Origin of the sequence: Chryseotalea sanaruensis (assembly GCF_003990915.1) — a bacterium.
Classification (GTDB): domain Bacteria; phylum Bacteroidota; class Bacteroidia; order Cytophagales; family Cyclobacteriaceae; genus Chryseotalea; species Chryseotalea sanaruensis.
Genome location: NZ_BHXQ01000007.1, coordinates 284,425 through 310,967 on the forward strand (window position 1 = coordinate 284,425; position 26,543 = coordinate 310,967).

Annotated in this window: 29 protein-coding genes; 5 read left to right on the top strand and 24 right to left on the bottom strand. The window is 40.0% G+C overall.

Annotated features, from left to right (window positions below):
• The first annotated feature begins 101 nt into the window (after positions 1–101).
• Positions 102–1,055 (top strand): hypothetical protein, encoded by a 954-nt coding sequence (locus tag SanaruYs_RS18290; RefSeq protein ID WP_127124054.1) that lies wholly within the window; start codon positions 102–104, stop codon positions 1,053–1,055.
• 136 nt (positions 1,056–1,191) lie between these two features.
• Here SanaruYs_RS18290 and SanaruYs_RS18295 read toward each other — a convergent pair whose 3' ends face one another.
• The 6 genes from SanaruYs_RS18295 to SanaruYs_RS18320 form a co-directional block, all read right to left on the bottom strand.
• Complete coding sequence (locus SanaruYs_RS18295) at positions 1,192–1,842, bottom strand: DUF1801 domain-containing protein (protein ID WP_246011944.1); 651 nt, start codon at positions 1,840–1,842, stop codon at positions 1,192–1,194.
• 135 nt (positions 1,843–1,977) lie between these two features.
• Positions 1,978–2,202 carry a hypothetical protein gene (locus SanaruYs_RS18300; protein ID WP_246011945.1) on the bottom strand — a complete coding sequence of 75 codons (225 nt, stop codon included), beginning with the start codon at positions 2,200–2,202 and terminating at the stop codon, positions 1,978–1,980.
• Positions 2,192–2,605, bottom strand: coding sequence for a VOC family protein (locus SanaruYs_RS18305; RefSeq protein ID WP_127124055.1), 414 nt, complete (start codon positions 2,603–2,605; stop codon positions 2,192–2,194). The genes SanaruYs_RS18300 and SanaruYs_RS18305 overlap by 11 nt, the downstream gene beginning before the upstream one ends.
• 7 nt (positions 2,606–2,612) lie before the next feature.
• The gene (locus SanaruYs_RS18310) at positions 2,613–3,035 is read right to left on the bottom strand and encodes a VOC family protein (protein WP_127124056.1); all 423 of its coding nucleotides are present in this window, start codon (positions 3,033–3,035) and stop codon (positions 2,613–2,615) included.
• A gap of 28 nt (positions 3,036–3,063) precedes the next feature.
• Positions 3,064–3,519 (bottom strand): SRPBCC family protein, encoded by a 456-nt coding sequence (locus tag SanaruYs_RS18315; protein WP_246011947.1) that lies wholly within the window; start codon positions 3,517–3,519, stop codon positions 3,064–3,066.
• Positions 3,519–3,941 carry an SRPBCC family protein gene (locus SanaruYs_RS18320; protein ID WP_127124057.1) on the bottom strand — a complete coding sequence of 141 codons (423 nt, stop codon included), beginning with the start codon at positions 3,939–3,941 and terminating at the stop codon, positions 3,519–3,521. The genes SanaruYs_RS18315 and SanaruYs_RS18320 overlap by 1 nt, the downstream gene beginning before the upstream one ends.
• 215 nt (positions 3,942–4,156) lie before the next feature.
• On the opposite strand from SanaruYs_RS18320, the gene SanaruYs_RS18325 reads away from it, so the two are divergent.
• A complete protein-coding gene (locus SanaruYs_RS18325) occupies positions 4,157–5,128 on the top strand; it encodes a GlxA family transcriptional regulator (protein WP_127124058.1) in 972 nt (323 codons plus the stop codon).
• Positions 5,129–5,423: 295 nt separating this feature from the next.
• On the opposite strand, the gene SanaruYs_RS18330 is transcribed toward SanaruYs_RS18325, so the two are convergent.
• The 14 genes from SanaruYs_RS18330 to SanaruYs_RS18395 form a co-directional block, all read right to left on the bottom strand.
• The gene (locus SanaruYs_RS18330; protein WP_127124059.1) at positions 5,424–5,747 is read right to left on the bottom strand and encodes a YegP family protein; all 324 of its coding nucleotides are present in this window, start codon (positions 5,745–5,747) and stop codon (positions 5,424–5,426) included.
• 201 nt (positions 5,748–5,948) lie between these two features.
• Positions 5,949–6,410: an OsmC family protein gene (locus SanaruYs_RS18335; RefSeq protein ID WP_127124060.1), complete on the bottom strand. Its 462-nt coding sequence runs from the start codon at positions 6,408–6,410 to the stop codon at positions 5,949–5,951.
• 119 nt (positions 6,411–6,529) lie between these two features.
• Complete coding sequence (locus tag SanaruYs_RS18340; protein ID WP_127124061.1) at positions 6,530–6,898, bottom strand: group III truncated hemoglobin; 369 nt, start codon at positions 6,896–6,898, stop codon at positions 6,530–6,532.
• A 9-nt stretch (positions 6,899–6,907) separates the two neighbouring features.
• Complete coding sequence (locus SanaruYs_RS18345) at positions 6,908–7,675, bottom strand: ABC transporter permease subunit (RefSeq protein WP_127124062.1); 768 nt, start codon at positions 7,673–7,675, stop codon at positions 6,908–6,910.
• Between the two features lies 1 nt (position 7,676).
• Complete coding sequence (locus SanaruYs_RS18350) at positions 7,677–8,405, bottom strand: ABC transporter ATP-binding protein (protein ID WP_127124063.1); 729 nt, start codon at positions 8,403–8,405, stop codon at positions 7,677–7,679.
• A complete protein-coding gene (locus SanaruYs_RS18355) occupies positions 8,389–9,636 on the bottom strand; it encodes a nitrous oxide reductase family maturation protein NosD (protein ID WP_246011948.1) in 1,248 nt (415 codons plus the stop codon). The genes SanaruYs_RS18350 and SanaruYs_RS18355 overlap by 17 nt, the downstream gene beginning before the upstream one ends.
• Position 9,637: 1 nt before the next feature.
• Complete coding sequence (locus SanaruYs_RS18360) at positions 9,638–10,069, bottom strand: nitrous oxide reductase accessory protein NosL (RefSeq protein ID WP_160118718.1); 432 nt, start codon at positions 10,067–10,069, stop codon at positions 9,638–9,640.
• A complete protein-coding gene (locus SanaruYs_RS18365) occupies positions 10,066–10,647 on the bottom strand; it encodes a hypothetical protein (RefSeq protein ID WP_127124065.1) in 582 nt (193 codons plus the stop codon). Before SanaruYs_RS18365 ends, SanaruYs_RS18360 begins: the two co-directional genes overlap by 4 nt.
• A 283-nt stretch (positions 10,648–10,930) precedes the next feature.
• The gene (nosZ, locus tag SanaruYs_RS18370; RefSeq protein ID WP_127124066.1) at positions 10,931–12,883 is read right to left on the bottom strand and encodes a Sec-dependent nitrous-oxide reductase; all 1,953 of its coding nucleotides are present in this window, start codon (positions 12,881–12,883) and stop codon (positions 10,931–10,933) included.
• Positions 12,884–12,918: 35 nt separating this feature from the next.
• Entirely contained in the window at positions 12,919–13,464 is a 546-nt protein-coding gene (locus tag SanaruYs_RS18375) for a fasciclin domain-containing protein (RefSeq protein ID WP_127124067.1), read from the bottom strand.
• 29 nt (positions 13,465–13,493) lie between these two features.
• The gene (locus SanaruYs_RS18380; protein WP_127124068.1) at positions 13,494–13,961 is read right to left on the bottom strand and encodes a c-type cytochrome; all 468 of its coding nucleotides are present in this window, start codon (positions 13,959–13,961) and stop codon (positions 13,494–13,496) included.
• A 55-nt stretch (positions 13,962–14,016) separates the two neighbouring features.
• Entirely contained in the window at positions 14,017–14,748 is a 732-nt protein-coding gene (locus tag SanaruYs_RS18385; RefSeq protein WP_127124069.1) for a Crp/Fnr family transcriptional regulator, read from the bottom strand.
• Positions 14,749–14,846: 98 nt separating this feature from the next.
• On the bottom strand, positions 14,847–16,034 hold the full coding sequence (locus SanaruYs_RS18390; protein ID WP_127124070.1) for a hypothetical protein: 1,188 nt from the start codon (positions 16,032–16,034) through the stop codon (positions 14,847–14,849).
• Entirely contained in the window at positions 16,018–17,082 is a 1,065-nt protein-coding gene (locus tag SanaruYs_RS18395) for a DUF8744 domain-containing protein (RefSeq protein ID WP_127124071.1), read from the bottom strand. Before SanaruYs_RS18395 ends, SanaruYs_RS18390 begins: the two co-directional genes overlap by 17 nt.
• 165 nt (positions 17,083–17,247) lie before the next feature.
• On the opposite strand from SanaruYs_RS18395, the gene ric reads away from it, so the two are divergent.
• The 3 genes from ric to SanaruYs_RS18410 all read left to right on the top strand — a co-directional run bounded on the left by ric (position 17,248) and on the right by SanaruYs_RS18410 (position 21,017).
• Positions 17,248–18,186 (top strand): iron-sulfur cluster repair di-iron protein, encoded by a 939-nt coding sequence (gene ric, locus SanaruYs_RS18400; RefSeq protein ID WP_174842781.1) that lies wholly within the window; start codon positions 17,248–17,250, stop codon positions 18,184–18,186.
• Positions 18,187–18,376: 190 nt separating this feature from the next.
• Complete coding sequence (locus tag SanaruYs_RS18405) at positions 18,377–18,877, top strand: RrF2 family transcriptional regulator (RefSeq protein WP_127124073.1); 501 nt, start codon at positions 18,377–18,379, stop codon at positions 18,875–18,877.
• A 289-nt stretch (positions 18,878–19,166) separates the two neighbouring features.
• Complete coding sequence (locus SanaruYs_RS18410; RefSeq protein WP_127124074.1) at positions 19,167–21,017, top strand: glycyl radical enzyme family protein; 1,851 nt, start codon at positions 19,167–19,169, stop codon at positions 21,015–21,017.
• Between the two features lie 394 nt (positions 21,018–21,411).
• Here SanaruYs_RS18410 and SanaruYs_RS18415 read toward each other — a convergent pair whose 3' ends face one another.
• The 4 genes from SanaruYs_RS18415 to SanaruYs_RS18430 all read right to left on the bottom strand — a co-directional run bounded on the left by SanaruYs_RS18415 (position 21,412) and on the right by SanaruYs_RS18430 (position 26,173).
• Positions 21,412–22,815, bottom strand: a complete 1,404-nt coding sequence (locus tag SanaruYs_RS18415; protein WP_127124075.1) for a coiled-coil domain-containing protein — start codon at positions 22,813–22,815, stop codon at positions 21,412–21,414.
• Between the two features lie 716 nt (positions 22,816–23,531).
• Positions 23,532–24,080 (bottom strand): REP-associated tyrosine transposase, encoded by a 549-nt coding sequence (locus SanaruYs_RS18420; RefSeq protein ID WP_127124076.1) that lies wholly within the window; start codon positions 24,078–24,080, stop codon positions 23,532–23,534.
• 334 nt (positions 24,081–24,414) lie between these two features.
• Positions 24,415–25,152 (bottom strand): toxin-antitoxin system YwqK family antitoxin, encoded by a 738-nt coding sequence (locus tag SanaruYs_RS18425; RefSeq protein ID WP_127124077.1) that lies wholly within the window; start codon positions 25,150–25,152, stop codon positions 24,415–24,417.
• Positions 25,139–26,173 carry an RHS repeat domain-containing protein gene (locus SanaruYs_RS18430; RefSeq protein ID WP_127124078.1) on the bottom strand — a complete coding sequence of 345 codons (1,035 nt, stop codon included), beginning with the start codon at positions 26,171–26,173 and terminating at the stop codon, positions 25,139–25,141. The genes SanaruYs_RS18425 and SanaruYs_RS18430 overlap by 14 nt, the downstream gene beginning before the upstream one ends.
• Positions 26,174–26,543 lie beyond the last annotated feature (370 nt).

The window sequence follows — 26,543 nt, forward strand, 5'->3', positions numbered from 1 at the left end:
ATATCTCAGAGCCATACTAAAACAACACCCAAATAATTTTAATAAGTATTGCCGCTAATTAAAAAGCTTTTGAATATCTTGTTGGTATTAGACAGACCCTCATGCGCATTTTAATACCCCTCGCTTTGCTAATCAGTCAGGTAGTACTGGCTCAAAACAAAAGCTATCAACTAACCAGCAAGGACACCCTTATCACCTATAGTATTTCACAACGCAACTCAGTAACAGGACCCATGCATGAAAATCATGCTGCTGAATTAGAGAATTTAGTGGAAACGGTTTTCAAAGCACTGCCCTTTCCTGCACAACCTTATACCCTGTTTCGCAGCAATAGCAGCGAGGCTATGCAAATTGGCAAGCACAGTTATGATGACATTGAGCACCATACTTTTTTACTTTACAATCTCGATTCAGCATCGCTGTTAAACTTAAAAGCAAGAACAAGATTTGGAACACTGGCACTCTCTGCACATATGGCCGGGCATCATGGCTTTAATCATTTAATGCCTTGGCTTGATAATAATAGCTCATTAAAAATTCTACGTTCAGATTATATGGCAGGCTGGTTACTTGCTAAATTCAATGCCAGCGAAAGTGAATTAACAAAAACACTAGAGGCAATGCTTGCAGGACAAGCACCTCAAAAAGATTTTCCTTCACTGCAAGAAAGAAGTAAAGCATTAAAGCTTGGCTACACCATGGCAAAGCAAAATCCAGCAAGTCCTTTAAAAAGCCTTGAGAATAATCAGGGCTTGGATAAAACCTGGGAACGTCAATGGAGCCGTTGTGTAGAAGTTCCTGCTACGGCAATTGGTTTAGATGCATCAATTGTCGGAAAACTTAATCTTGATAATAGAGGACAACTACTACTCGAAAAAGGAGGTAAAAATATTGTTATCGCCAGAGCAATGCCATCAAAAGATACGCGATATGCTTATGTCTTGTACGACAACACCTTTCATTATTGGCTAATTGGTAAAGATGGAACCCTAAGCACTAGTGACGGAGCGCGGGAATTAGGTAATTTCAATATTGTACCGTTGCGGGAGAAGTAGTTGCTGGTTATTGGTTGATCGTTGATAGAAAATCGGTTCGACCTCTCAGCGTAGTGGCTTCAAGCTGCAGACTACTTGATAGTGCTTCGAGCATCAAGCTTCGAGCATCGAAGCTCTGGCCTCGAATATCCAAGTTTTACTTTTTAAAAGTCAAACCATTTTCTTTCAGAGCCTTTCGCATTATTGGCAGCGCAGAAGGGCCTACTCCGTGTAATTTTAAGATGTCAGCTTCTTTATACTTTGCTAACTGTGTCAGGCTTTTAATACCCTCATTCAGCAATGCTCGTGTTGCTGGTGCTGATAATTTTTCAACAAAACCCTGTGCTGACTTATTTTTCTTTTCGCATATCGGGCAGGTTGGGCAATCGCTGCTTTTATAAAACTGATGTCCGTTCTTACAAATTCTTAATTGCGCCTTTCGCTCTTTTTCAGCGGCCTTATCAAAATTCTCCTGCAACCTATACTCAACAATCTTCTTAATCAAAGCAAGTGGAAGTGGCTTATCAAATGGAAATTGAATAGCACCTTTTGAATATTTATAAGCCTTGAGCTCATTTGTAAAAGCTGAAATACCTGAAGAAGAAGGATAGAAACCAATATGGTTTTTATGAACTGCAAAATAAACAAGATTACCCTTTGCATAAAAACAAGGCATACCGTAACTGATACGCTCAGTTGCTTCAGGCGCAGCCGCCTGAATTGTATTCCGCATTGTCTGCAACAACTTTTGCATTGATACAGGAAACTCTTTCAGGTATTCATCGATCGATACTACTTGCTCCATCATATACTAACTCTTTATCAAATTGTATACCACTAAAACAAAAATATTATCAGCCTCAGATTTCACAGATAGGCACAGATTAATTTATTTTAATACAATAAATCTGTAAGCGTTAACTTAATAGGGAGCCTAAATTCTTTACACCAATACCTCACACTGATGGCCTAAGGCATTAACTATTTTTGTCACCGATTCAACAGACACAGTGCTATTCTCAATTCGTAAAATCCTGTCACAGTCTGCCAAATCAAAATTGATTTTCGCAGCAGGATACATTACATACAAAACATTACCGACCAAAGTAGATTCCTGTTGATTGTCAATGCTTGTCTTAAATACTTCTACCATTTTATTAGTCTCCATCAGCATGACAAAAAATTGTCCAATAGTGCCCATATCTATCCATAAGTGAAGTTAACCAGGCATTGTCAGAAGTTCTGTTCAGGTCTTGAATGACAACACCTCCAGTTAACAATTTAGTCATCACACTTTTTACTTCTTCATGCGTAGCACAGTTTAACATAAAAGTTACAGCATTACCTTTAACTAAAGTGTTTTCATAACTTAAATCGCTTGCCTTTAATGTAAACGACTCTTTGATCAGCGTGGTCTGCATAATCATTCTATTAAGTGTATCAGGCCATTGATATTCGTCAGGCACATCTTCTACAGTCTGAAATGTAAGCTCACCACCCAAACAAGTCTGATAAAAGGTCATCGCTTCTCTGCAATTACCATTAAATAATAAATAGGGTGTTAATAGCACAGAACGATCAAGCTTTTAATAATGTAGCAATATCAAATTTCTTCATTTGCATAAAGGCCTGCATAACACGCTGTGAGCGACTGGTATCCGTCATCAATTGCCCCAAAATACTTGGCACTATTTGCCACGACACACCATATTTATCCTTCAACCATCCACACATGCTTTCACTTCCACCCGCTGTTAACTTACTCCAGAAGTAATCAATCTCTTCCTGTGTATCGCATTCAACAACAAAAGAAACAGCTTCATTAAAAGCAAATTCAACGCTGCCATTGAGCCCCATAAATTTCTGTCCATTCAATTCAAAGTTTACAACCATGGGTGTGTTAACTGATATTCTTGAATTGGAAAAAACTGAACAATAAAATTCTGCTGCTTCAAATGCATTTCCATTAAACCATAAACAAGGGTGTATTGCATTTTTCATTTTTTACACAGTTAAAATCTTAAATACATTATTTGCGTTCGCAAATAGATTTTAATTTTGCCAAAGCCCTTGGCCAGCTTTCTTCGAAATACCCCTTAAACTCTTCATTGCTATCCAGCTCAATACTAAGTTTCGTACCCTCAGGCACAGCTTTAAAGGTATAATTCTCGTGCGATCCAGCCCAAGCCGTTATCTCTTCTCCTGTTGTTACTTCTTCATCACCATTTACCAAACCGTAATGCTCAATACTTATGTATTGATTAGGAATGTTTTCCTTTATTCTGGCAACCATCCCTTCACGCTTACCTTCTGCACTGGTGCCTACAAATAAAATTTTAGCATTCTTTTCCCAAGAGCCTTCAAAACGCGAACTGGGATTAAATTCACTCGTCCACTCACGGTAAGTCTTGTCAGCAAGCATGTCCGTAAAAACTTTTTCAGGACTAGCTTTAATTTCAATATCGAAGTGTAATTTTTCCATCATTATGATTCCGTATATTTTTTAAAATTATCTAGTATCGCTTGCCAGCCGTCTCTTTGCATTTCAATTGGATTGCTTTGTTCGGCATCAAAAGTTTCAACCACTTCTACAGCATTACCTTTTGGTGTAAACGTAACATCTACCTTTCTTCCGTCAGCCATAGCGTAAGTCAGGCGCTTGTTCGGAACAACATTTTCATATACACCCTCAAAGTCAAAGCCCATACTACCATCTTTAGCTTCCATGCGCGAAGTAAACTTACCCCCTAAGCGCAAGTCGTTAGTCGCGCGAGGTGTATGCCAATCATCCGATGCAGCATTCCATTTAATAATGTGCTTCGGCTCTGTCCAGCATTCCCATGCTTTTTCTGTGCTTGCATTTACCAAAGCCTTAATCGTGATGCTTACAAATTTGTTTGTTTCCATAGTTATTTTTTTAATATAAATACGATGCAATACAATGTCGTTTAGTTAAGTCTTTTTTATGGCCTCACCTCCAATCCTCTCCAGGAGAGAGGATGAATATGGACTTAACTAAACTACATTGCTATACAAATATCAGGGGAATACGCGGTTTATCCGCTGTAGAGAAACGACAATAGAAGGGTGTTTTGCGACACTAATTATCGTAAATTGGCTTCATGAAAACAGTTAGTATACTTGTTCCGGAGTCATCTGTACCACAAGCGATTGCCGATCCACAATACCTGTTCAGCACTGTTAACCAGTTTTTACTGGCATCAGGTAAGCAAGCATTATTTAATGTGCAACTAGTAGGACAAGCAAAAGAAGTAAAACTAAACGCAGGTTTATTTTCTGTGCATGTCGACAAACAGCTCAATGAAGTAGAACAAACTGATCTTGTTTTTATTCCTGCCCTTTTTGGCAACATGCAACAAGCCATTGCACAAAATAAAGCGCTAATACCGTGGATTAACGACCAGTATAATAAAGGTGCAGAAGTTGCTTCACTTTGTGTAGGCGCATTTTTGCTCGCGTCCACAGGCTTACTTAATGGCAAAAAATGTTCTACCCATTGGGGCTTTAGTTCCGAATTCAGGCAGTTATTTCCTGAGGTGGAATTAGTAGACGGCAGCATTGTAACAGAGGAGAACCGCATTTACTCCAGTGGTGGTGCTAACTCCTATTGGAATTTACTTTTACACCTGGTAGAAAAATATACCGATCGCGAAACCGCCATACTGGCCTCCAAATATTTTGCGATCGACATCGACAGAAATAGTCAGGCAGCCTTTGCCATGTTTAAAGGACAAAAAGAACATAAAGATGATGTAATTAAAAAAGCGCAGGAGTTTATCGAACAGAATATTCATGAGCGCATTAGTGTAGAGAGCCTGGCCGATCAATATGGTGTAGGCAGACGAACCTTTGAACGCAGGTTTAAAACAGCTACCAACAACTCAGTACTTGAATACATACAACGCATTAAAATAGAATCGGCCAAGCGTTGTTTTGAGAGTAGCCGGAAAAATATCAATGAAGTGATGTACGATGTTGGTTATACCGACACAAAAGCCTTTCGTACCATCTTTAAAAAGATAACAGGCCTTACACCTTTGGAGTACCGGAATAAGTACAGCAAACAGATTTAAATTTGAAATTCAAAATTTTGAATTTTGAATTGTAACAGCAGCCTCTCGTGCCTCGAGCCGGGCTATCCGCTGCAATCTTTTTGCCCCACGCTAATGCCCTGCAGCAAAAAGGATTTACGCTGCTATCCCTGCTGCGAATGCGTGTAAAAAATAAACACAAGACACATTAAAAAAATGCAATATTTAAAATTGGTTGTTTAGCGGGATTAAAATCCCGCATCATCAATAGTTCGACATGCGCTGCGCTAACATGTCGAACAGCGATGGGTGCAACACATCTAATACCCTAAAAAACTTATCCTTCAATAATAGCAGAAGGCGCATTACTCATTACAGAGGCAATTCCATTTTCCATAGAAGAAGTACTTTCATACATTTCACTCGTGCCAATCACCAGACCATTTGCAGCCTTAAGATTAAAGTAATGTTTCCCATTAGTGGATTTGTTTCGCTCAAAGTTAGCAACCACCTGCGAATTCTCGCGCACAGATGCTATACCATTCTCGCAACTTGCCCGAGTGGAGTAGCCCTGACTTGTTAAAATAATTTGGTGATTAGCTGCCTTTAAATTGAACTGAAACTCACCATTAGTGCGTGTTGTGATCTCAAATTTTCCCATAGTATAAATGTGTTTCTACAATTTACGAAGGATTCCTTTAGGGGAACCGTTAGGGTTTGTCATTCATGCCACTTCATAAAGACATAACAGTACTACATCTTTTAAAAGCTTTAAAAAACGCTGATTAGTCAGTTTTAAATTTTAACACAGTTGAAGTATTCATCAAAAATTAATTTACCCGAAGAATGGTCTTAGTTTACACTAAAGACTACCCGCAATCCGGATAATTGCCTCCATGCTGATCTTTGCTTTCACTGAATTTGAAATCAGGCAGGCAGCTTCTGCTTTCGTTAATACTTTTAGTGCTTTATCACGATCTTCTTCTTTTAAAATGGTGAGCTCAGGTACAAGCGCTACTTCCGTCATTAAATATTTACCCTCAACTTGCTCCAATTTACCTTTGGCTACACAGGAGAAAGATTCGAACTCCAGTTTAAAATTTTCTGCAATGGCTAGAAAAGTAGTCATTAAACAACTACTTACTGCTGCTGTAAATAAATGTTCGGGCGACCAGATACCCGGCATGCCTTTAGGAAAAGGCGGTGGTGTTGCCACTTCTATTTTACCACCGTCTGTAGCTGTAAAGTGTACGTCTGGTGATGAAATTACCCCTTTACGTTCTTTTGACCATGTTAAGTCTACTTCAAAAAAATGCGCTTCCATAACCTAAAATTTTGTGCAACAAAGTACTTTTCGTGTTGCTCATAAAGCTAACTGTAAGCCATCAATATGCAACTGATAGCTATAAGCTTTAGCAATGACATAAATCATCATTTTTGAGGTTACTTGAACAAATTCATTTTATGCTGAAAAACTGCAGCAATATGCTGGCCTCTGCTCTTTGCTTCGTCTGCTTTTTCTCCCATAAAATGTTCATCTACAGTTTCGCAAAACAACAACACCCATCTGTCGAAATGCAAGGTTTGCACCGGCAAGTCTTTGTGCTTGTCAAAAGGGCTTCCCTGATAAGATTGTTCGCCCAACAGCATGGATGCCCAGAATTTATACATGATAGGCAAATGAGCAGGCCAATCTACATGCCTGAATAAAGGTGCAAGCAGTTCATCTTCCTTTACTTTTGCATAGAAACTATTGACCAGCAACTCTATGTCGGCACGCGACTCCAGTATTTTAATTTTAGTATTGGCCATTTATTCAATTTAAAGATCCTTGCGCGAAAAAATACGGATTGAAAAATAAGTCGGCACAAATATCCAAAGCAACAGTATACCTACCGAAAACACCAGCCCCGCGTAACTTCCAAAAAATGCTCTATAGAAAGCACCTGTATAACCCATCAACGCTGACACATCCAGGGTTAACAACATCATAATTCTACCCAGGTCAACAGGGTTTAGTGATACTAAAGCCAATGTCACTTTCTCTAAAGGATAATCGCTAAAGGTATAAATAACCCACAGTAGCAGTCCATCATAGATCAGAGAAAAGTAAAACCAGAAAAGTAAGGCAATGCCTATGGCCTTGGCTTTATCTCTGGTTAACACAGACGACAAAAAAGCCAGTGATACAAAAACGATGGTAAGCAATGTTCCCACCACCAGCAACATCACCGCACTGTCGCTCACACCATAGAATAAAATAGGAATACCTGTGCCCAATAAAAAAGCAGACGAGAGCGAGAGTGCCACACCGAGATACTCACTCAGAAAAACAACTTTTCTGTCAATGGGTTGTGCGAGCATAAGCTCAATAAACTCGTACGAGTTATAAAAGTGAATTGTAGCAAACACAATGCTGATCAGGGGCATCACCATCAATACAATACTCATTAAGCTCAGGATAACTTTATTCGGATCACTATCCAGCTGAAACATAGCAAAGGTGCTGACGAAAAGAAAAAGTGTATAAAAAAGCAGAAAGCGGGTCTTCAGCAAATCGTAGAAAACATATTTAAGTATTCTGCCCATATTATTTTGTTACGTTACTTATAAACTGCTGTTGCTCCAACCAACTGGCAATGGCTTTACCCAGGCGTTTTTCTCTTGTATCTGTTTTCAAACTTTGTATGCTGTCGTTGTATTGCACTTTACCATCCTGTATATAAATCACTTCTCCAGCCAGATCATCCAAATCACTCAAAATATGCGAAGTGATCAGCAACACTTTGCCAATACCTCTCTCCGCACAAATTTTCTCTTTCAGTATTTCTACTGATAAGGGATCCAGGCCTGCGGTAGGTTCATCCAGAATAAGCACTGGTGCCTTAAACATAAAAGCAAGTGCTGCACTCACCTTTTGCCGGGTACCACCCGACAAGGCATGCATGGGTTTGTCGTACATGCTGTACAATTTAAAATCGCGGATCAAATCATCATCGATGTCTATTGCTTCACCTCTGATATTTTTCATCATGTCAATCAACTGACCGATCTTCATATTCTGCGGAAAGTGACCTATCTGTGGCATGTAACCAATTCTGGCCCGGTAGTCACATTCATTAGCAATACTTTTTCCATCAAAAAGGATAGTGCCCGAAGTAGGTACCACTAAACCTAAAATAGATTTGATCAATGTTGTTTTGCCACTGCCATTCGGACCCAGCAAGGCATAGGATTTACCCAACGAAATATCAAGGTTCACCTCGTCAAGTGCCCGAAGTTTACCGAATTGTTTTGTAATGTTATTTAGTAAAATCATAAGGTCTCATACTCGGACTTTCGTCTTTTAGATTTTCAGGGGTTACCACAGGCAAGGCTTTTTCGGCTCGGTCAATCAGAAAAACCAAAAAGCTCCTCCATAACAATACAGCAGCAGGTACGCGCTCTACTACCATAGCATATAAACTTACCGGACGATAAGGCACATCGCCTACTCCGTCTTTATTGAGATCATAACCTTCATAACGGTCCCAGAAATTGCCGTTGATTCTGTTAAGTACAAGATTTCCGTTTGTGGCAATATCAAAAGTATTGAGTTGAAAATTGTTCCTGACAAAATCATTTTCATCGCAACTTGCCTGCAATCTTATGCCATAACCGTTTTCTTTAAATACATTTTGTTTAAAGAGGATGCGGCTGCTGCCTTCCATGTAAATAGCGATCGAGTTTTTTATAAATTGGTTCCCCAGCACTTCACTGTCCCGAATATCTTTCAACAGTAATCCGTAAGAAGCATCGCCCCAGTTTTCTTCGAAAAAATTGTTGAGCATCTTCACACCTTTGGTGTACATGACTGCCACACCGGCACCATTTTTACCAAAGTAATTATTTTTATAGGTGTCATCATGCGAAAACATAAAGTGTAAACCGTAACGCAGGTTATAATCGCTTCTGTTATTTTCGATCAGGGAGTTGGTAACGAACTCAAAATAAATTCCATCGCGGTGGCCGCTGATATGGTTCCCTGCAATATGCATGGAATCGCTCTGCCACATATGAATACCATTGCCTATCTGGTGTTCTTCCTTTGCAGTAGCCGTCAGCACATTATTACGCACCACAGATTTTTTGCAGTGCGCAAAATAAATTCCAAAAAAAGCATTAATGACTTTATTGTCTTCAATGATTACGTTTTTGACATTGCTTACTTTAATGGCAGCCAGGTCTTCCATACTCGAAATACCGGTGTTTTGAAAAGTAAAACCAGTGATCCGAACATTATTAGCCTGTATGTTTAGAATTTCATATTGATGCTCACCATCAAGGATAGGATTATTCCTCCCTATTAAGGTAAGCGGTTTTTCAATCTTGATTTGCTTCTCTTTATAAATGCCACCATAAACAACAATGGTATCATATGGTTTTGCCTTGTTAATAGCTTCCCGAATATTTTTAATCATCTTATTACTACCTACTTCAATCACAGTTGCTCCTGCATAAGAGAAAACAACAGCTGTTAGTAAGAGTAGTAAAAGAATTTTCTTCATCATGTTATTTGAACTGGCTTACAACTTCTCCCCACGACATTTCTATGGCACTCCACTCCTTTTTAAAGGACTTTAAATTATTATACTGTTCAAAAGCAGCTACTTCACTGGCCATGGGACTTCTTATTGCTTCGCTTTTCAGATAGAAAGCATTTTTAGCGTCAATCAATTTTTCGGGTTGTGTATAATCAATCACCAATACATATTCAAAATCTTCTACTTTTTCTTTTCCACTATTATAGTAATTGAGCATGCAATTCAAGTCATCGAATTTATAGACTTTTCCTTTTTTTGTTACCAACTCAGCGCCAAACTTATGATCCGTCATCATCATCTTACAAGCATGACAGGCATCTTTACCAAAAACAATAGGCTCTGGTTCTGACTTGCAAGCGATACAAGCGAATAACGTTAGTATGCCAATAATACGCATCATATTTTTTTTCGTTGAAAGTATATTTCGTAAAAAATTGCAGCAAAAACCAGTATGGCAGCAAGCACAAAAAGCCATCCTCCAATATCTGGTCCTGAAAAAGCGGTGAAGTTGAGTAATATCTTTGTGCCCATTAATGGCGGCTGGTAAGACATGCCCGGAATAATAATGGGTGCTTTGGGGTCAAGGTTATGTCCGTAATCATAACCCCATAAATAGAAGTCGACCAATGCGGCAATCCCGGCCATTGTTAATATCAGCGCAAATGCATACAAAGCCCAGCGCTTCGCAATAGCTGCGGCAATAAATCCTATTGCCATAATACCCATTACGATATACTTCATGTAAGTAAACTCAGGAAACATCTCAACCTCTATGTGCTTCATGCCGATGTAATGGTTAAGTGCACTAATCGTTCTTACATCACCTGTTATGGTATCAATCCAAATTTTCATTTCCAACCCTTCCGGATACTGCGGTGCCCACATTAAGATACGCCAAAGCGGAACGAAGAAGGCTGAAACCATCAGCACTGCAGAAACAGCAAGTGCTAAACGGGAGATTGGCTGTAGTTTTTTCATATTTATTTACGGTAGCGTTCAACTGAAAAATAAAACCATTTTTAACCTCTTGATTTTCCTAATGCTTTTAATCGGCCCTGCCCTTGCTGAAACTGCTACGTGCAGGCAGGCTCACACCCACCTCTCTCCTAAAGAGAGAGATAGCGGATTCAGAAAGATCAAGTGGTTACATAAAGTCTTCTTATTATAATTGAACAACAATGATTCATTTACTTTTCTAGACAGGTTCCGTTTCGCTTGCGCGAAACGGATACCTATCATCAACCTGTAAACTATGCGTACGCTATTCGAACGTACCGGTTGAGAACTTAAGCGGTGTTTTCACACCTGCTGCTGATATTCTTATGTAGCCAGACATTTCCTGGTGCAAGGCAGAACAAAAGTCTGTGCAATAGAAAGGAACAACACCGGGTTGTTGTGGTTTCCACTTCAGCGTTTGTGTTTCACCAGGCATAATCAATATCTCGGCATTCAGTGCACCTTTAATGGCAAAACCATGTGGCACATCCCAGTCCTGTTCGAGGTTAGTTACGTGGAAGTAAACTTCATCACCCACATTTACGCCTTCAATATTATCGGGAGTTAAGTGCGAACGGATAGCAGTCATGTAAACGTGTATTTCATTTCCTTTACGCTCCACACGTGCTTGTGCTTCGCCCTTGGCAGCATAAGGATTTTCATTCTCTTCTATCTTATAAATTTTTCTCGACTTTTCTCTGATCAGGCTCGCAGGAATTGCTTCTGCATAATGAGGTTCACCCACAGTAGGGAAGTCGAGTAACAATTGCATCTTATCACCACTGATGTCGTATAACTGTGCAGATTGTGTCAACTCAGGGCCTGTTGGTAAATACCTGTCTTTGGTAATTTTATTGTAAGCAATTACATACTTACCATGCGGTTTAGATGTAGGTCCTCCGGGTACGCTCAGGTGACCAATTGAGTAATAAGTGGGTACGCGATCTAATACCTCCAATGTTTTAACATTCCACTTCACAATTTCTGATGAAACAAAGAAAGAAGTATAAGCATTTCCTTTTTCATCAAATTCGGTGTGCAAAGGACCAAGACCGGGTTTTTTCACTTCACCATGTAGTGCAGCTTCATATTTAATAACAGGTATGCCATCAAAATCTCCATCGTAGGTTTTGTTGGCTATGGCATTTTGCAATTTTGTAAAAGAGAACACGGGCATCATAGCCGCCAGTTTACCACTGCCAACAATGTATTCACCTGAAGGATCTACATCACAACCATGTGGCGACTTGGGGCAAGGAATAAAGTAAGCAATGTCCGGAAAATCCTTGATGTCCAGTACCACTACCTCTTCTTTAATTGTGCTGGTGGCCATGTGTGTTTTTTCGTCATACACATTGTGCGCATATTTTGCTTTTTCAACACGCCCTTTTCCCTGCGCTATATATTCTTCTGCTTTCTTCCAGTTAATGGCCATGATAAAATCCTTATCACGTTGTGAAGCATTTACCTCTAATAAAGTATGCGCTTGCTCAGTATTGTAGCAAGAGAAAAAGAACCAGCCGTGTGAAGGGCCTTTGCCCGCGCGACTCAAATCATAATTAAAACCAGGGGTACGCAACTGAAAAGCAATGTTCATACGACCCGATTCCTGATCAACCTTAATAAAGCTGATTGATCCTTTGAAATTTTCCTTATAAGAATCGATGGGTACATCTTTATTGGCCATAGGTATACTAAAGCGTGTACCGGCTACAAGGTATTCAGTATTCTCAGTAATGAAAGGTGAAGAGTGATTACCACCGCTGTTCGGAATCTCCAGTATTTCTTCTGTTCTGAACGACTCAAAACTCACGCGTGCCACACGCGGTGTATTATTGCCATTGGCAAAAGCCCAACGACCATCATGCTCACCTTTGGTAGTTGACAAAGCAATGTGGTGGAGATCATCCCAGGGTACAAAGCCATGCGATGTATTTAACATGGGTTTTGTTTCTTCACTGAAGCCATATCCGCTTTCAGGAGACACTGCAAAGACAGGCAGGATTCTGAACAAGCGACCAGATGGGATGCCATATACTCCTATTTGTCCGTTAAAGCCACCGGATACAATATTGTAGAACTCATCATATTGGCCAGGCGCTACATATACTTTACCTGCCGCATCACTTGTAGTAACAGTGGCGGGACCTTTCGGCTGACAGGCCAGTACTCCTGCTAAAATCAGAAGTATCGAAACCTTATTTGTTATTTTATTCATAGTAACTTAATTTAATTGTATTACTGATTATTGATTTATTGGGTTGGTGGTGTAAGTACACCATCAATCACATAGACTATTCCGTTTGAAGCCTTAACCACACCTAATACATTCACACCATTCACAGTTAGCTTATCACCTGCTTTGTTTAGGGTCACATTCTCCAGGTTAACCTGATTGAGTGTCATACCATTCCGCACTTGTTCTTCTTTAATTACACCAACAAATACATGGTACTCCAGTATATTGCGTAAGGCATCCTTGCTTTCCGGTTTCAATAAATTGTCTACTGTTCCGGCTGGCAGTTTTTCGAAGGCAGCATTTACAGGTGCGAAGACCGTAAAAGGACCCGCATTAGAAAGTGCATCTACATATTCGGCTGCTTTTAATGCAGCAACAAGTGTAGTGTGCTCTGGAGAATTAACCGCTACCCTTACTACATCAGGTTCTGATGTGTCGTCTTTTACTGCTGATTGTCCTGCACCGGGTACGGCTGCAGTAGCAGTGGCATCTTGTTGTGCAGGCTGGTTACACGCTGCAAGAACAAGTATGACTAACATGATTAAAGTTAAATTTTTCATACAGATAAGTTTAAGGATTGATGCATTAACTATTGTTCGCCATCGTTCTGACGCATAAACTCTAATACATCGCGTGCATCGCCAATGGATACATTTTGATTAGGCATGCGTGTAAGACATAGTTCCAAGAGTTTTTGTGCTTCAGCATCTTGCTCTAACATGACATCTACATTAGTGACCATGTTCATAATCCACTCGGGCTTTCTGGTTTTGGTTACGTCTTTCCAGCCTGGGCCTACTACACGTTTTTCATCCAGACGGTGGCATGCTGAACATTTCATTTCGTAAATCGCTTTACCTCTTATAACACGCTCCTGCTCCAGTGGTGTATGAAGCGTTACATTCTTTACCTGACCAATACCCTTAGTCGGATCTGCCAGCGCAGCAGGAGCGGGCGTTGACTTAGCCGATTGTGCTTCTTCCTTCAGGTTCGATTTATCGGGCCCGCAGGAAAAAAAAGCTACGGTTACGAAGAAGATTAGAAATTTATTTTCCATATAGTTTACAGTTTATGTTGGTTCACATTAGTTCTCACAAGCACTCCCTATCGGTTTATAAAATAATCTTATGACCTCGCACCTGAACATCACCATTGTCTTTTAGTTTTTTAACGGTTCTGATAACAGTTTCTACACGCATGCCACACATATCAGCGAGTTGTTGCCTTGTAAAAGGTAATTCAAAGTGATCTGTTTTATTATTTGCAGTCAGCGAGTCACGCAGGTGCTTCAGCAAAGATTTAAGTCTGTGTTCAGGATCGTGAAAAGATATTTCAGATAATACAAGATTTTTATATTTTAATCGCTTGCACAAAGTGCGATCCAATGCCAGGTGTATTTCAAAGTTTTCTTTGAGCATGTCAAAGAATTTATTTTTAGACAGGCGCCATAAAGTACTGTCCTTTATAGCAATCGCTGAACTTGGATAGACGAAATCTCCCAGTAAAGCAGGTTCTCCGAAACTCTCAGCATCTGAAAAAACACCCTGAATAAACTCCTGCCCCTCGTCACTATAACTCACCATTTTTACAGACCCTTGCCTGATCTGAAAAAAGTATAAAGCATTATCGCCCTCATTGAACAGTATCTGCCCTTTCTTTACCTGAATTAACTGGGCGCTGTATTGCTTAATAATTTCATCAGACAGTATGGCTTGCATCTTCTTACGGAATACCAAACCTAGTTCTGATAATCGGCCAGACTTATGACTTTCATCATGATTTTTTGTGATCTTATCAGGGTTGGCGCTATAGTTATGAAGTACCATAATTGCTTTGTGTTGCATTGCGGGAGCAAGCTAACTTCAGCACGTGACTAAAAATATGATTGCAATCATATTTTTTTAAAAAAAGACTATTTTGTCCTTTATTATTATAATATCTGTTAATTAATGGAAGATAAGCGGCTAAAAGCAATAGAAAACCTCCAGAAACCCAAAAAAATGCCAAGTGACACCAGTACCAAAACAAAATTCAGATCAATGGAAGTCGTAAGTAACGGCAACAGTAGCATAATGCCTTCAGAAAGTATAAAACAAATAATTAAAAAAAGGGCACCGGTTCGCGTGAGTGCTTTTACTCTAAATTCTTCCTGATACCAGAACAGCAACAAAAAAGTAAGCATGCCCAACAACACCAGGTGCAGGTAGGCTATGACAAAGTACCGTACCTCATAAGCCAGCATCGCTGCAGTTGGAAAGACTGAAACTAACTGAAGTACCAGCTTTAGCAGAAAACATGCAATAGCAACAAACAAGAGTGCACGCGATGACCACAAAAACCTTTTCGACTCTTTTGTAAATAGTGTCTTAACAGAGCAAATAAAATAATAGAAGGCAATGAGCTGAAGTATTGCTACAACGAAGCCTGTAACATTAAAGAATAAAGATGGTTGGATCCACAATGCTGAAAGTATGTAGGCTGGTATGCACGAAAAGCATAGTAAGAATTTAAAACGCTGACCGCTTTTCTCATCCAACTCCAAACCCTTTATTTGTAGCAATTGGTACACCAAACTCAATATTCCACAAGTGAAAGCCCCATTATATAAAAAGTGTAAAAAGAAATAAACCGCCAGGTAATACGCTTGTGTTTGCCCCTGCCCTGTGGCAGACAATATGCCAATAGCAAAAGGTGCGAGCGCAGCAATAAAGTAAAAAATGAAAGACCAGCGTGCAAAGCCAATGGCGAGTGCTTGTTGTCTGGATTTAGTGTCTCTTAAAAATTTATAGCCAAAAAAAGCTGCCAGTATAGTATAGAGTGTGGATATAACAATAGAAAAACCTGCATAGCCTTGCAATGGAAAGGCTACAAGCATGATTGCAACCAAAGCGTTAAGCCCTATAATCAAGATCCTATAAGTAACCTGCTGTTGAGGTAGTATGAAATAATGGACATAACCTATACATAGCGCATTCATTATCCAGCCCAAAAACATAACATGCGAATGCGCATGCAGCCAATAGGGAAAAACCAAACCATCTACAGGTGCATACTGATGCCAACGCAAAAGCAAACCCATGAGTGACGCGATACAAAGAAACAATAATGGAAGCTTACTTAACTTTTGCATGGCGTATACCTTTCACCATAAAAGTAAGCATAAACACAAAATAGAGGAGTATAGCCGTTACAGACAACCAACCACTGTATATCCGGTATGCAAAAGCGATAAGATTGGCATTTGCCAACAGTCTTATCAATAAAGAAACAAACAACAATGAAAGTGGCAAGTAAAACAGTGCATGAAAAGGCTTAACCAGCCAACCCAACAGACCGGGCAGAATAAGCGGACCATGCGCAAAAATCATAGCCATGGCAAAGCCCAGAAAAAAAGTATGTACAATGCTATCATAACTATAACTGGTGTTATTCAGCGAGATTAAAAAAATACCTGTTAAAATCAGTGCCACATAACCCGCCAGCAAGGCCCTTGCTGTAAAGGCCTGTAATCCTTTCTTCTTTAACGTAATACTGATTACGTCATAACGCATTAACCATAGTGCAATACCCACAAGTGCCAGACCGGCAACATAATTTCCACCCAGATGAAAAGGCAAAGCAATACCGGCAATAAATGTCATCAAGAAAAAAATAAATATTTTTTTAGCTAATCTACTTACAGGCAAAAATTTAGAGAGCTCCAAGCGTTCTGAACAAACGGTCAGCAAAACAAAAGCCATCCACCAGGGAAAAGCCTTTGGATAAAATAGTTTAGAGAAAAGTAAAACATTACCAACTGCCCAGCAAAGTGCGCCAGCTAAAGCAATGGTGAGGTACAAAGAATAATTTCTAAAAAGGTAAAAGCCATATACCAGGCAAAGCACAATACTTGAAAGACATAACATTAAAATGGCCATGTAAGTTTGTCCGGCTATAAAACAAAGCAGACTAGCTGCACTCATCAATGGGCCAATAAAAAAGATGGGCTTCTTTAATGGCACTATTTTCTCCAGCGCAATGAGGCTGCCTAAAAAACCGCCCACCATGCAGGCACCATGGTGTACTATGGTTTCGGGCAAGCTATACGACCAGCCCATGCGGCCTAAACCGCCCATCATGCCTAACAGCATATTTGCCAAGGCAAAAACAATCAGAAAAGGTAATAGCCACTGTTTCATACAGCCTGTAAAGTAAAAAAATAAGCTTAAAAACGCCTCCTTTGTCAAGTCGCGATAATATAGTAATAAAAGACTATTTTATCCTTTATTACACGCATAAATAATGAATTAACAATCCTTTCTATTTGTTCTGTTAATTTATACGAATTCTTAACAATAAAAAATATGGAAACTTTAGATGTAACCCAGCTGGAACCCCGGATCAAACACTCAACTATTTTTAGTCGTTTTGATGGACTTTCAAAGGGAGAAAAACTGATTATTGAAAATGATCACGATCCCAAACCACTCTATTATCAACTGCTGGCTGAAAGAGGCCCTGTTTTTGGATGGGACTACCTGGAGGCAGGACCTCTTGTATGGAAGGTAAGTATTAGTAAGTTGCTAAGTACAGACGCAGAGCAAACCATCGGTGAAATTGTAGCCCATGACTGGCGCAAAGCCGAAATCCTGAAAAAGTATGGTATCGATTTTTGCTGTGGTGGTAAACGCACTGTACGAGAAGCCTGTGCTAAACAAGCCTTAGATTTTACTGTGGTAAATAGTGAGCTTGTGCAAGTTGAAAACGATTTTAAAGATCAGGGCCATAATTTCAATTTATGGGAACTGGATTTTCTGATTGATTTTATCATCAATAATCACCACGCCTATGTCAGCAAATCCATTCCATTTCTATATGACCTTGGCACTAAAGTAAGCGCTGTACATGGTAACCAACATCCTGAATTGATACAAATAAATCAACACCTGCAACTATTATTACAGGAATTGTCATTACATATGCGGAAAGAAGAAGTCATTCTGTTTCCTTATATCAAATCGCTTGTACATGTCAGGCGCAACAATACTTCACTTGAAGCGGCTCCCTTTGGCAGCATAGGCAATCCAATCAACCAGATGGAAGAAGAACATACAGCTGCCGGTGATGCCCTTGCGGAAATTAAGCGCTTAAGCAATCATTATGCAGTTCCTGCCGATGCCTGCAATTCGTACCGCATTCTCTACGCCAAGCTGGCTGAGTTTGAACAGGATTTACAACAACACATACACCTGGAGAACAACATTTTGTTTCCTAAAGCATTGTTAATGGAGAAAAAAAAATAGAAGGTAGAAGATAGAATTCAGGAGATAGAAGATAGAAGCTAGAATTTAGAAGGTAGAAAAGAACAGGGAAGGCAGAATATAGAAGAAAGAAAAACATTCAGTCAAATCATCGTCTCCGAAGGGACGATGATCTCTGTTTTACCAAAGCGCTGAAGAGTAGCAGTTATCAAATAAAAAATCAATACACCAAATGCAGAATTCTGAATGTCGAATTTTGTATACTTGTGTTATTCAAAATGATATGTTTACAAAAGCCTGCGAAAATGCCATCCGCGCTGTCCTGCTCATCACCATTAAAGGCAGGGAAGATAAAAAACTCAGCATTCAGCAGATTGCCAAAGCAATTGATTCCCCCCTACCCTTTACAGCTAAAATATTACAAACGCTTTCGCGCGAAGGATTGGTTGCTTCCGCAAAGGGTCCTAACGGAGGTTTTTACATAGACACTAAAGCCAAACCCATTACCCTTAGTCAGGTGGTACGTGCTATGGATGAAGAAAGTGTACTCACTACTTGTGCATTGGGATTAAAACAATGTTCCGACAAACAACCCTGCCCCATCCACCATCAGGTAAAAGCGTACAAAAACCAACTCAGTAAAGTATTGCATAAAAAAACAGTACAAGACCTGGCAAAAGACCTGACCGATGGCAAAACTTTTCTCCGCAGCCACCGGAAAGTAAAAAAGTGAACCGATAGTCAATAGAACTATGCCACTTCTTCTCGTGTACAAGTAATATCATATCACCAATTCTTACAATAGCAAAACAGCAAGGAGTCATCATTTATTGAAACTTTTTTCTCCACTTTAAAACCGGCACAAAAAAATCATCTTTCAAAAACTGATTTTTGTCAGCTACTGCGTTTTTACATCAATTAAGGTGTTTTTTGAGTCATTCATTTTTATTAATAAAGGATAAAATTATCCTTTATTAATAACTTTAAGTCAATCTTATTTTTTAGACTTAATCATTATCTATATGGAACTCAATCAACAAATACTCAGCGACATTGTCGTCTACACCAAATATGCGCGCTACCTCAGCGACCAGCACCGCAGGGAAGTATGGCCGGAAATCTGTAACCGCTATCAGGATATGATGATCCAGAAGTATCCGGCACTGGAACAGGAAATAAAAGACAACATGCAATGGGTACTCTCTAAAAAAATATTACCCTCCATGCGTGCCATGCAATTTGCCGGCACACCCATCATTAAAAACAACAGCAGAATTTACAATTGCGCGTACATGCCCGTTGACGACATCCGTGCTTTCCCCGAAGCCATGTTTTTATTACTTGGTGGTACAGGTGTTGGTTTCTCTGTACAGAAGCATCACGTAGCTAAGCTACCTCTCATTCACAAAGCAGAAAAACGCAGGCGCTTTCTCATAGGCGATAGCCTGGAAGGTTGGGCCGATTCCATCAAGATGATTATGAAAGCCTACTTCGGACAAAATGATGCCTTACCTGATTTCGATTATTCAGACATTCGTCCAAAAGGTGCAAGACTGGTAACAGCCGGAGGTAAAGCACCTGGGCCAGAACCGCTAAAAGTTTGTCATGCCCATCTTATGGCCATACTCGATCGCAAAGCAGATGGTGAGCAACTCACCAGCCTCGAATGCCACGACCTCATGTGTCACATTGCCAATGCTGTGTTAGCAGGTGGCATCAGAAGATCTGCCATGATCTCTCTCTTCTCACCAGACGATGAAGACATGCTCACCTGCAAGTTTGGCAACTGGTGGGAACTGAACGAGCAACGCGGGCGCGCCAATAACTCCGCAGTACTCTCACGTACCGACACAACAGAAAAAGAATTTTTCGCACTCTGGAAAAAGATAGAACTCTCCGGTGCCGGTGAACCCGGTTTTTATTTCAGCAACCATCCAGACTGGGGTACTAATCCTTGTTGCGAAATTGCACTCAAGCCTTTTCAGTTTTGCAATTTGTGCGAGGTAAATGTTTCAGATGTAGAAACTCAGGAAGAATTGAATGCGCGTGCCGGAGCAGCCGCTTTCCTCGGTACACTTCAGGCTGGCTTTACCGACTTCCATTATTTAAGAGAAGTTTGGAAAAGCACAACCGAACAAGATGCACTCATCGGTGTGGGCATGACAGGCATAGCCAGTGGTCGCATACTCAAACTTGATTTACACGAGGCGGCCGATGAGGTAAAACGCATCAACAATGAAGTGTCGGCAAAAATCGGAATATCCTTCGCAGCACGCTGCACCACCATCAAGCCATCAGGTACCAGCTCATTAGTGTTGGGCACTGCCTCCGGCATACATGCCTGGCACAATCTCTTTTACCTGCGAAGAATGCGCATTGGTAAAAATGAAGCGCTATACGATTATTTGAAACAACATCACCCACAATTGCTTGAAGACGATATGCTCAATAGTCGACAAGCCATTATTTGTATTCCACAACGCGCCCCTGCCAACAGCATTGTGCGCACAGAACCCGTTATGGATCTGCTCGAAAGAATTAAATTATTTAATACAGAATGGGTAAGAAGAGGTTTCCGCATGGGTTACAATGCCAACAACGTATCCGCTACAGTATCAATCAAAGATGATGAATGGGAAACAGTAGGCAAGTGGATGTGGCAAAACAAAGCATCTTACAATGGACTCAGCGTTCTGCCGTTCGACAATGGTAATTACAAGCAGGCACCATTTGAAGATATTAGTGAAGAAACATTTCTTGCATTAGAGCAACATTTAGCTGCCATTGATTTATCGGCAGTATACGAACCAGAAGACGATACCGATTTACAAGCCGAGGCTGCCTGTGCCGGTGGTGCGTGTGTGATTCATTAGTAAAATCTGATACAATGCTTCTCCTGAGTTTATCGGGAGAAGCATTTATCCGGGGCAGCCCTCGTGCCTCGGTCGGGCTATACGCTGCAATCTTTTTGTCCAGCGCTGATGCCCCGCAGCAAAAAGGATTTCCGCTACTATCCCTGCTGCGGCATTCGTGTAGAAAAATTAAGAATGCTTCGAATCGTGGATAACATGCTCTTCCGAATTTGTAATTAGGAAGCCTTATCACAGAGTCTGCGACCCTCATTTAATACAACGATTCAAATTTATGCTAGTACATGTAATGAATTGTAAATTTCAAGGTGGATTAAAAATCCTATGATATAACTTCCGGATTGTAAATCCGGAAGAGCCAAATTCGGAATAACCAAAAATACAGAAAGCATCCGCCTTACTTTTTCTTTGATTTAAAAGTATACTCAAAACCAAAACGTGTATTCAGTTTGTTTGCGTATGGACTGCTCAAATTATCATCGTAGATCATATAAAGCACAAACAAAGTTCCTTTTAAACGATTGACAATTCTGTAATCTTTTTTAATACCCACAAAAGCAGAATTGACCCAGCGCGCTGGATCTTCCATACTTTTGGCATTGGCAAAACTGGGTACAGGTATACCGAACAAAAACTCGCCTTCCAGCCTGAATGAAATACCTTTGTTCCAACGGAACTCTGCAAACATCCTGGGGCCATACATACTTTCCTGCTCCTGATACACTACTCTTTTCGCATAGCCAAGTCGTTGGTTCCAACCCAGGCCCGCACTCCAGCGATCAGTGATGCGATAAGCAAGAGACGGATTAATATCAATTAACCAATGTTGCGATTTTTGCACCTGAAAACTTAGACCTGGTACTAATCGCTCAACAAAAGGTTTTGCTTTCATCGGATTAGCCCTACTCTTAGGTACGTTCAGGCTATCCAACGATTCATATTTGAGTTTAAGATCACTCATCTTTTGCATAGCGGCCGTTAGTGCCTCTTGCTTTCCTGCAAAGTGATCCTTAGCTAATTTCATCACCTCTTCTTTGCCCTGTTCTTTCAACATATTTTTGGCAGCCTCTTCATCCATGGCGGATGGCATATTTGCTTTGCCCAACTCCTGCTGTAAAGCACCCACTTCTTTAATTTCAGAAATTTTATCTTCTGCCAGTTTATCAATGGCTGTTGAGTTCTTTAAACCACCTTCTTTAATTTGTTGCACTTCATTTTGGTAGGTATCTACCTTGCTTGACAAATCACTTACTTTGCCTAGTTGCTCCTGTGCCTGTTTCAGTTCATCCGGTATTTGTACTTGCGCTTTTACATCTTGTACTTGCTGGTTTACGTCAGGCGCTTTAACGTCTGTGCCATTTAATGTCGGAGTGTTAAGCGATGTTTCATTAAGCTTGGGTGCATCTATTGCATTGCCTGTTTTAAACTGGTTATCGGTAATCTTGTTAAAGCTCTGCACTTTATCATTAATACTATTCTCAATTTTATTAACCGGGTCTTGAATTTTTCTCTGTAGTGTCACTATCTCATGATTAAGCGAATCCAGTTTTTTAAGTGGCTTGAGGTTGTTGAGACTATCCAAACTTTTCTGCACCAGTACAGTAGGTTGCCCCATGCGGTTGAGGCTATCGGCTTTATTTTGCAATGCTTGTCTTTTGCTTTTCAGGTTTTGTAATGATTTGCTGGAGTCCGCGCCTGCGCGCAAGTTTGTAAGCTGATCTATTTTTTGCTGTAGCGAATCGATTCGTTGCTGATGGTAATTCACCAGACTATCGGCTTTGTTAAGTACACTTATCTTCAACGTGTCTGTTTGGGCCAAAAGGCCGTGAGACAAAAAGAATACCGCTATAAAGAAGCAAATGCGCACGAACAAAAATAAGGGGTTTTTTGAGTTAAAAGTAGGCCGTGTGAATTTAAAGTTTAACAGAGTGGGCAGCCTCTCGTGCCTCGAGCCGGGCTATGCGCTACAATCTTTTTGCCCAACGCACACACCACGCAGCAAAAAGGATTTACGCTCCTATCCCTGCTGCGGTTGGGTGTAAAAAGTAAATTAAGACAATAGAAAGTGATTGCGATCTTTAAAAATAGATTTTCTAATGTACCATAAAAACGGGATTAAAATCCCTCATCATCAAGCCTTCGACATGCGCTTCGCTAACATGTCGAACAGCATGGGAGCTACTTCCATACCTTGAATGCTGGAATGTAAAATTTATCTTTGTTATGCCCCCACTGGTCGTAGCGTCTCGCTACGACCTCTCTAATACAAGCCTATCAAACAAACAACAATTCAATCTCTCCTTTTCTACTACCACAATAATCTCCAGCACTACCCCTCCCACTGGTCGTAGCGTCTCGCTACGACCTCTCAAATACAAGCTTTATCAAACAAATAACAATTCAATCTCTCCTTTTCTACTACCATAATAATCTCCAGCACTACTGTGCAACCATTCCTCCTCTTTTTCTATCCCACTGGTCGTAGCGTCTCGCTACGACCTCTCAAATACAAGCTTATCAAACAAACAACAATTCAATCTCTCCTTTTCTACTACCATAATAATCTCCAGCACTACTGTGCAACCATTCCTCCTCTTTTTCTATCAGACCCAACTCAACAGGATTATTATGCATGTACGTTAATCGCTGATCAATCATTTCATTTGTATTCAACTCTATCGGATGGTTATGTTGCTGCCAAAATTGAAAATATTTATTTCGCGCATTTTCAATGCCTGAACTATACATTAAGCTCAACATCCATTCCCTTCTGCTCTCATACATGTTACTTTCAATTGCCTTTCTGATATGTCTCGATGTAAAACTCTTAAAATCCCGAACTATGTCTGACAATACACCATTCTCTGTTCCTATAATCAAGTGGACATGGCTCGTCATAATACAATAGCCATACACTTCCAATCCTTTATTTGCTTGACAAAATTTAATGCTTTCGTATAAGACCTTTCTGTATTCTTCTCGTATAAATACATCGATCCAATGAACAACGGTAAATGTTACAAAGTAAAGTTTACGATTATCCCGAAATGAATATTTCCTGCCCATCTGAATTGTCTTAAGGCAAGATATTGAAAAAAATGCTAAATTGACATTGCCTTTTCAAGGGTCGTAGCGAGACGCTACGACCAGCTAGGAATGGCCTTTCACGTCACCATCACGCAAGAAGCGGATCAAGTTATCTCCGATGATGATCTCTTAGGGCTAATCAAAGATTCTCTGCCCTACAAAAAAGGGATCAATAGCGTATCGAGGCTGTCTCATGATCTCTGGAAAATAACTGCCAATAAATAACTGATACCTAAATAAAAAACCCAGCGTAAAAGCTGGGCTTTGTAGTTTATTTCAAAAGTGGTAAGAGACGACAAGAATAGTCAGGGTGCTATATAGACTTTTGTCTCGATGACGATCTAACATAATAGCGATGTATAAATGGTGTTACATCCAATGAGTCCCAGTTTTGATTCCTTTCAAAGACGACACCCGATATTTCTCTTTCTCCTACTGAATCAGTCTTAATTACTAAAATTGATGTTAAACTATCCTTTTTTGGTAATGCCTTGTTCTTCTTAATAATCTTTGGATCTTCTGGGTCTCCAATAATCACATCAACATTACTGAATTGTCTGTTCCCAAGTCTAATATCCAATATGTAATCTTCACCAACATCAACTGTGTCTTTATAAGGGATAAAAATTGGCGTCTTTGTTCCAAGAGTAAAATCTCTGGCACCATCCTTTTTATAATTGTAATAATCAACGACTCTTCCAATGGAATTGTATATAGTTAGTTGTTTCAAATATCCATCCTCTGTATAATCTTCAACCTTTAAAGGGATGCCAATTCTATATTCGCTTACCTGCTGTATTCTACCATTATCATAGTAAAACACTTTCTTTCCATCGAGCTTTCCCTTCTTCCAGTCGGTCTTTGCCATAATTTTACCATTTTCGTAATAGCTTATCCCTAAGCCATCACGTCTACCAAACTCATCTATGATGAACTCGTGCTTCAATTGACCTTTATCATAATACTCTAATTCTTTTTGAACTCCATCTTTCTTCCTCGTACAGCTAATAAAAAAAATTATGAGTATTAATAAAGCATTACTTCTGCTCATCCTTCTTTACTTGAGGGTTATTAGTTCTTTGAATAATAGTATCCTTTCCACTTGGTAAAGTCACTTCATATAAATTAAAGTTCTTACCCTCTATGACTGTATCTTTAACAGCAGTCACATCCAATGATACTTCCTTTCCTGTTTTATCTGTAACATTCTGAATAGTTGTTGCTTTCTGTATGACATGTGTTTCTGCTTCTGTTCCTTGCACTAAGTTAACGGCTGCATTTCTCGTATCAGGAGTTACTAAATGGCCTACCTCAAGAGTTCCATCACCCTGACCTTCTCTAACACCTTGATCGCTTCCACCTTTAACACCGCCATCTTCACTTGATAGAGTGAATCCACCTCCAGTACCTCCTGGGCTAATAGAATTCCACAAGCTTTTTAATCCATCACCAATTGTTTTAACTACACCATTTACTGATTGCGTGAATTCGTTAACGGTTGGCATCACTAAATTCTCAATCTTTTGAAGTTCGTTGTTTATAGGTTGTGCCTCCAAACCTTCTATCTCTCGATGAGCCACAACTTTGTTCTCACTAAACGCATAAGGTGAGTTGTAATAGTAATCTTCTGCAATAGGATCAACATTAAAGAATCTTCCTATATCAGGCATATGATTTCTCCATTTGAAAGAGTCCCAACCTAAATCTAAATCATCAATGTGTTCCTGTGATTGAAACTTAAATTTATTAGGCGTGCTGTTTTCCCTACTGAAAGAATTAAAAGTTAATCCAAACGGATAGTAGTCATCACTCTGTATCACTGGTGATTTCGTATGCGTCACCTTAAAGTCATCGAAGTATACTTCCTTTACTCCTGCACAACTTTTGCCATCAACTTTTAAAATACCAGACACTGACTTTTCATCAGTCAAAAAAAATTCCGGTATCAGTTTTAAACATCCCATTGAGGCTGTCAAGTTACTTTTTATTTTCAATTGAAAAAAGAAAAAGCAGTATCCAGGAAGCCCACGCACTCCGACACACTCCAACCCTTCTGCAAGTTTTATTGTCATGCTCTTTGCGTCCTTCCCCTCATGCAGCACATGGCCAGGCCGCACAAGTCAACGCACGAACCAAAGCCAGTCCAAGAGCTGCATTCCTTCGCTCCATGCAAAAGATCACGCCAATAAAACTTACCCTAAGCTACATTAACATAAGGTGGCATTATGCAACTCCTCACGGTTGTTTGATTTTTTAATGGTGTTGCGGGATTGCATAATAACCTTATGTTAAGTAGCCGCACATCCGACACACCTACGCGCTGAGTGCTAACGATTAAAGATTGTTGTTAACGATAAAGTGAGTAGGCCAACGCTTCGTTCCGTTCGTCTCCCAGGTGCGCACATGCCAACGCTGGCCATCAAAACAAAACTGCAACGCACT

Excerpts from the sequence above, each read along its gene's own strand:
- SanaruYs_RS18290 (WP_127124054.1), top strand. The coding sequence starts at position 102 with ATGCGCATTTTAATACCCCTCGCTTTGCTAATCAGTCAGGTAGTACTG.
- SanaruYs_RS18295 (WP_246011944.1), bottom strand. The coding sequence starts at position 1,842 with ATGATGGAGCAAGTAGTATCGATCGATGAATACCTGAAAGAGTTTCCT.
- SanaruYs_RS18300 (WP_246011945.1), bottom strand. The coding sequence starts at position 2,202 with ATGGAGACTAATAAAATGGTAGAAGTATTTAAGACAAGCATTGACAAT.
- SanaruYs_RS18310 (WP_127124056.1), bottom strand. The coding sequence starts at position 3,035 with ATGAAAAATGCAATACACCCTTGTTTATGGTTTAATGGAAATGCATTT.
- SanaruYs_RS18315 (WP_246011947.1), bottom strand. The coding sequence starts at position 3,519 with ATGATGGAAAAATTACACTTCGATATTGAAATTAAAGCTAGTCCTGAA.
- SanaruYs_RS18320 (WP_127124057.1), bottom strand. The coding sequence starts at position 3,941 with ATGGAAACAAACAAATTTGTAAGCATCACGATTAAGGCTTTGGTAAAT.
- SanaruYs_RS18325 (WP_127124058.1), top strand. The coding sequence starts at position 4,157 with ATGAAAACAGTTAGTATACTTGTTCCGGAGTCATCTGTACCACAAGCG.
- SanaruYs_RS18330 (WP_127124059.1), bottom strand. The coding sequence starts at position 5,747 with ATGGGAAAATTTGAGATCACAACACGCACTAATGGTGAGTTTCAGTTC.
- SanaruYs_RS18335 (WP_127124060.1), bottom strand. The coding sequence starts at position 6,410 with ATGGAAGCGCATTTTTTTGAAGTAGACTTAACATGGTCAAAAGAACGT.
- SanaruYs_RS18340 (WP_127124061.1), bottom strand. The coding sequence starts at position 6,898 with ATGGCCAATACTAAAATTAAAATACTGGAGTCGCGTGCCGACATAGAG.
- SanaruYs_RS18345 (WP_127124062.1), bottom strand. The coding sequence starts at position 7,675 with ATGGGCAGAATACTTAAATATGTTTTCTACGATTTGCTGAAGACCCGC.
- SanaruYs_RS18350 (WP_127124063.1), bottom strand. The coding sequence starts at position 8,405 with ATGATTTTACTAAATAACATTACAAAACAATTCGGTAAACTTCGGGCA.
- SanaruYs_RS18355 (WP_246011948.1), bottom strand. The coding sequence starts at position 9,636 with ATGATGAAGAAAATTCTTTTACTACTCTTACTAACAGCTGTTGTTTTC.
- SanaruYs_RS18360 (WP_160118718.1), bottom strand. The coding sequence starts at position 10,069 with ATGATGCGTATTATTGGCATACTAACGTTATTCGCTTGTATCGCTTGC.
- SanaruYs_RS18365 (WP_127124065.1), bottom strand. The coding sequence starts at position 10,647 with ATGAAAAAACTACAGCCAATCTCCCGTTTAGCACTTGCTGTTTCTGCA.
- nosZ (WP_127124066.1), bottom strand. The coding sequence starts at position 12,883 with ATGAATAAAATAACAAATAAGGTTTCGATACTTCTGATTTTAGCAGGA.
- SanaruYs_RS18375 (WP_127124067.1), bottom strand. The coding sequence starts at position 13,464 with ATGAAAAATTTAACTTTAATCATGTTAGTCATACTTGTTCTTGCAGCG.
- SanaruYs_RS18380 (WP_127124068.1), bottom strand. The coding sequence starts at position 13,961 with ATGGAAAATAAATTTCTAATCTTCTTCGTAACCGTAGCTTTTTTTTCC.
- SanaruYs_RS18385 (WP_127124069.1), bottom strand. The coding sequence starts at position 14,748 with ATGCAACACAAAGCAATTATGGTACTTCATAACTATAGCGCCAACCCT.
- SanaruYs_RS18390 (WP_127124070.1), bottom strand. The coding sequence starts at position 16,034 with ATGCAAAAGTTAAGTAAGCTTCCATTATTGTTTCTTTGTATCGCGTCA.
- SanaruYs_RS18395 (WP_127124071.1), bottom strand. The coding sequence starts at position 17,082 with ATGAAACAGTGGCTATTACCTTTTCTGATTGTTTTTGCCTTGGCAAAT.
- ric (WP_174842781.1), top strand. The coding sequence starts at position 17,248 with ATGGAAACTTTAGATGTAACCCAGCTGGAACCCCGGATCAAACACTCA.
- SanaruYs_RS18405 (WP_127124073.1), top strand. The coding sequence starts at position 18,377 with ATGCAGAATTCTGAATGTCGAATTTTGTATACTTGTGTTATTCAAAAT.
- SanaruYs_RS18410 (WP_127124074.1), top strand. The coding sequence starts at position 19,167 with ATGGAACTCAATCAACAAATACTCAGCGACATTGTCGTCTACACCAAA.
- SanaruYs_RS18420 (WP_127124076.1), bottom strand. The coding sequence starts at position 24,080 with ATGGGCAGGAAATATTCATTTCGGGATAATCGTAAACTTTACTTTGTA.
- SanaruYs_RS18425 (WP_127124077.1), bottom strand. The coding sequence starts at position 25,152 with ATGAGCAGAAGTAATGCTTTATTAATACTCATAATTTTTTTTATTAGC.
- SanaruYs_RS18430 (WP_127124078.1), bottom strand. The coding sequence starts at position 26,173 with ATGACAATAAAACTTGCAGAAGGGTTGGAGTGTGTCGGAGTGCGTGGG.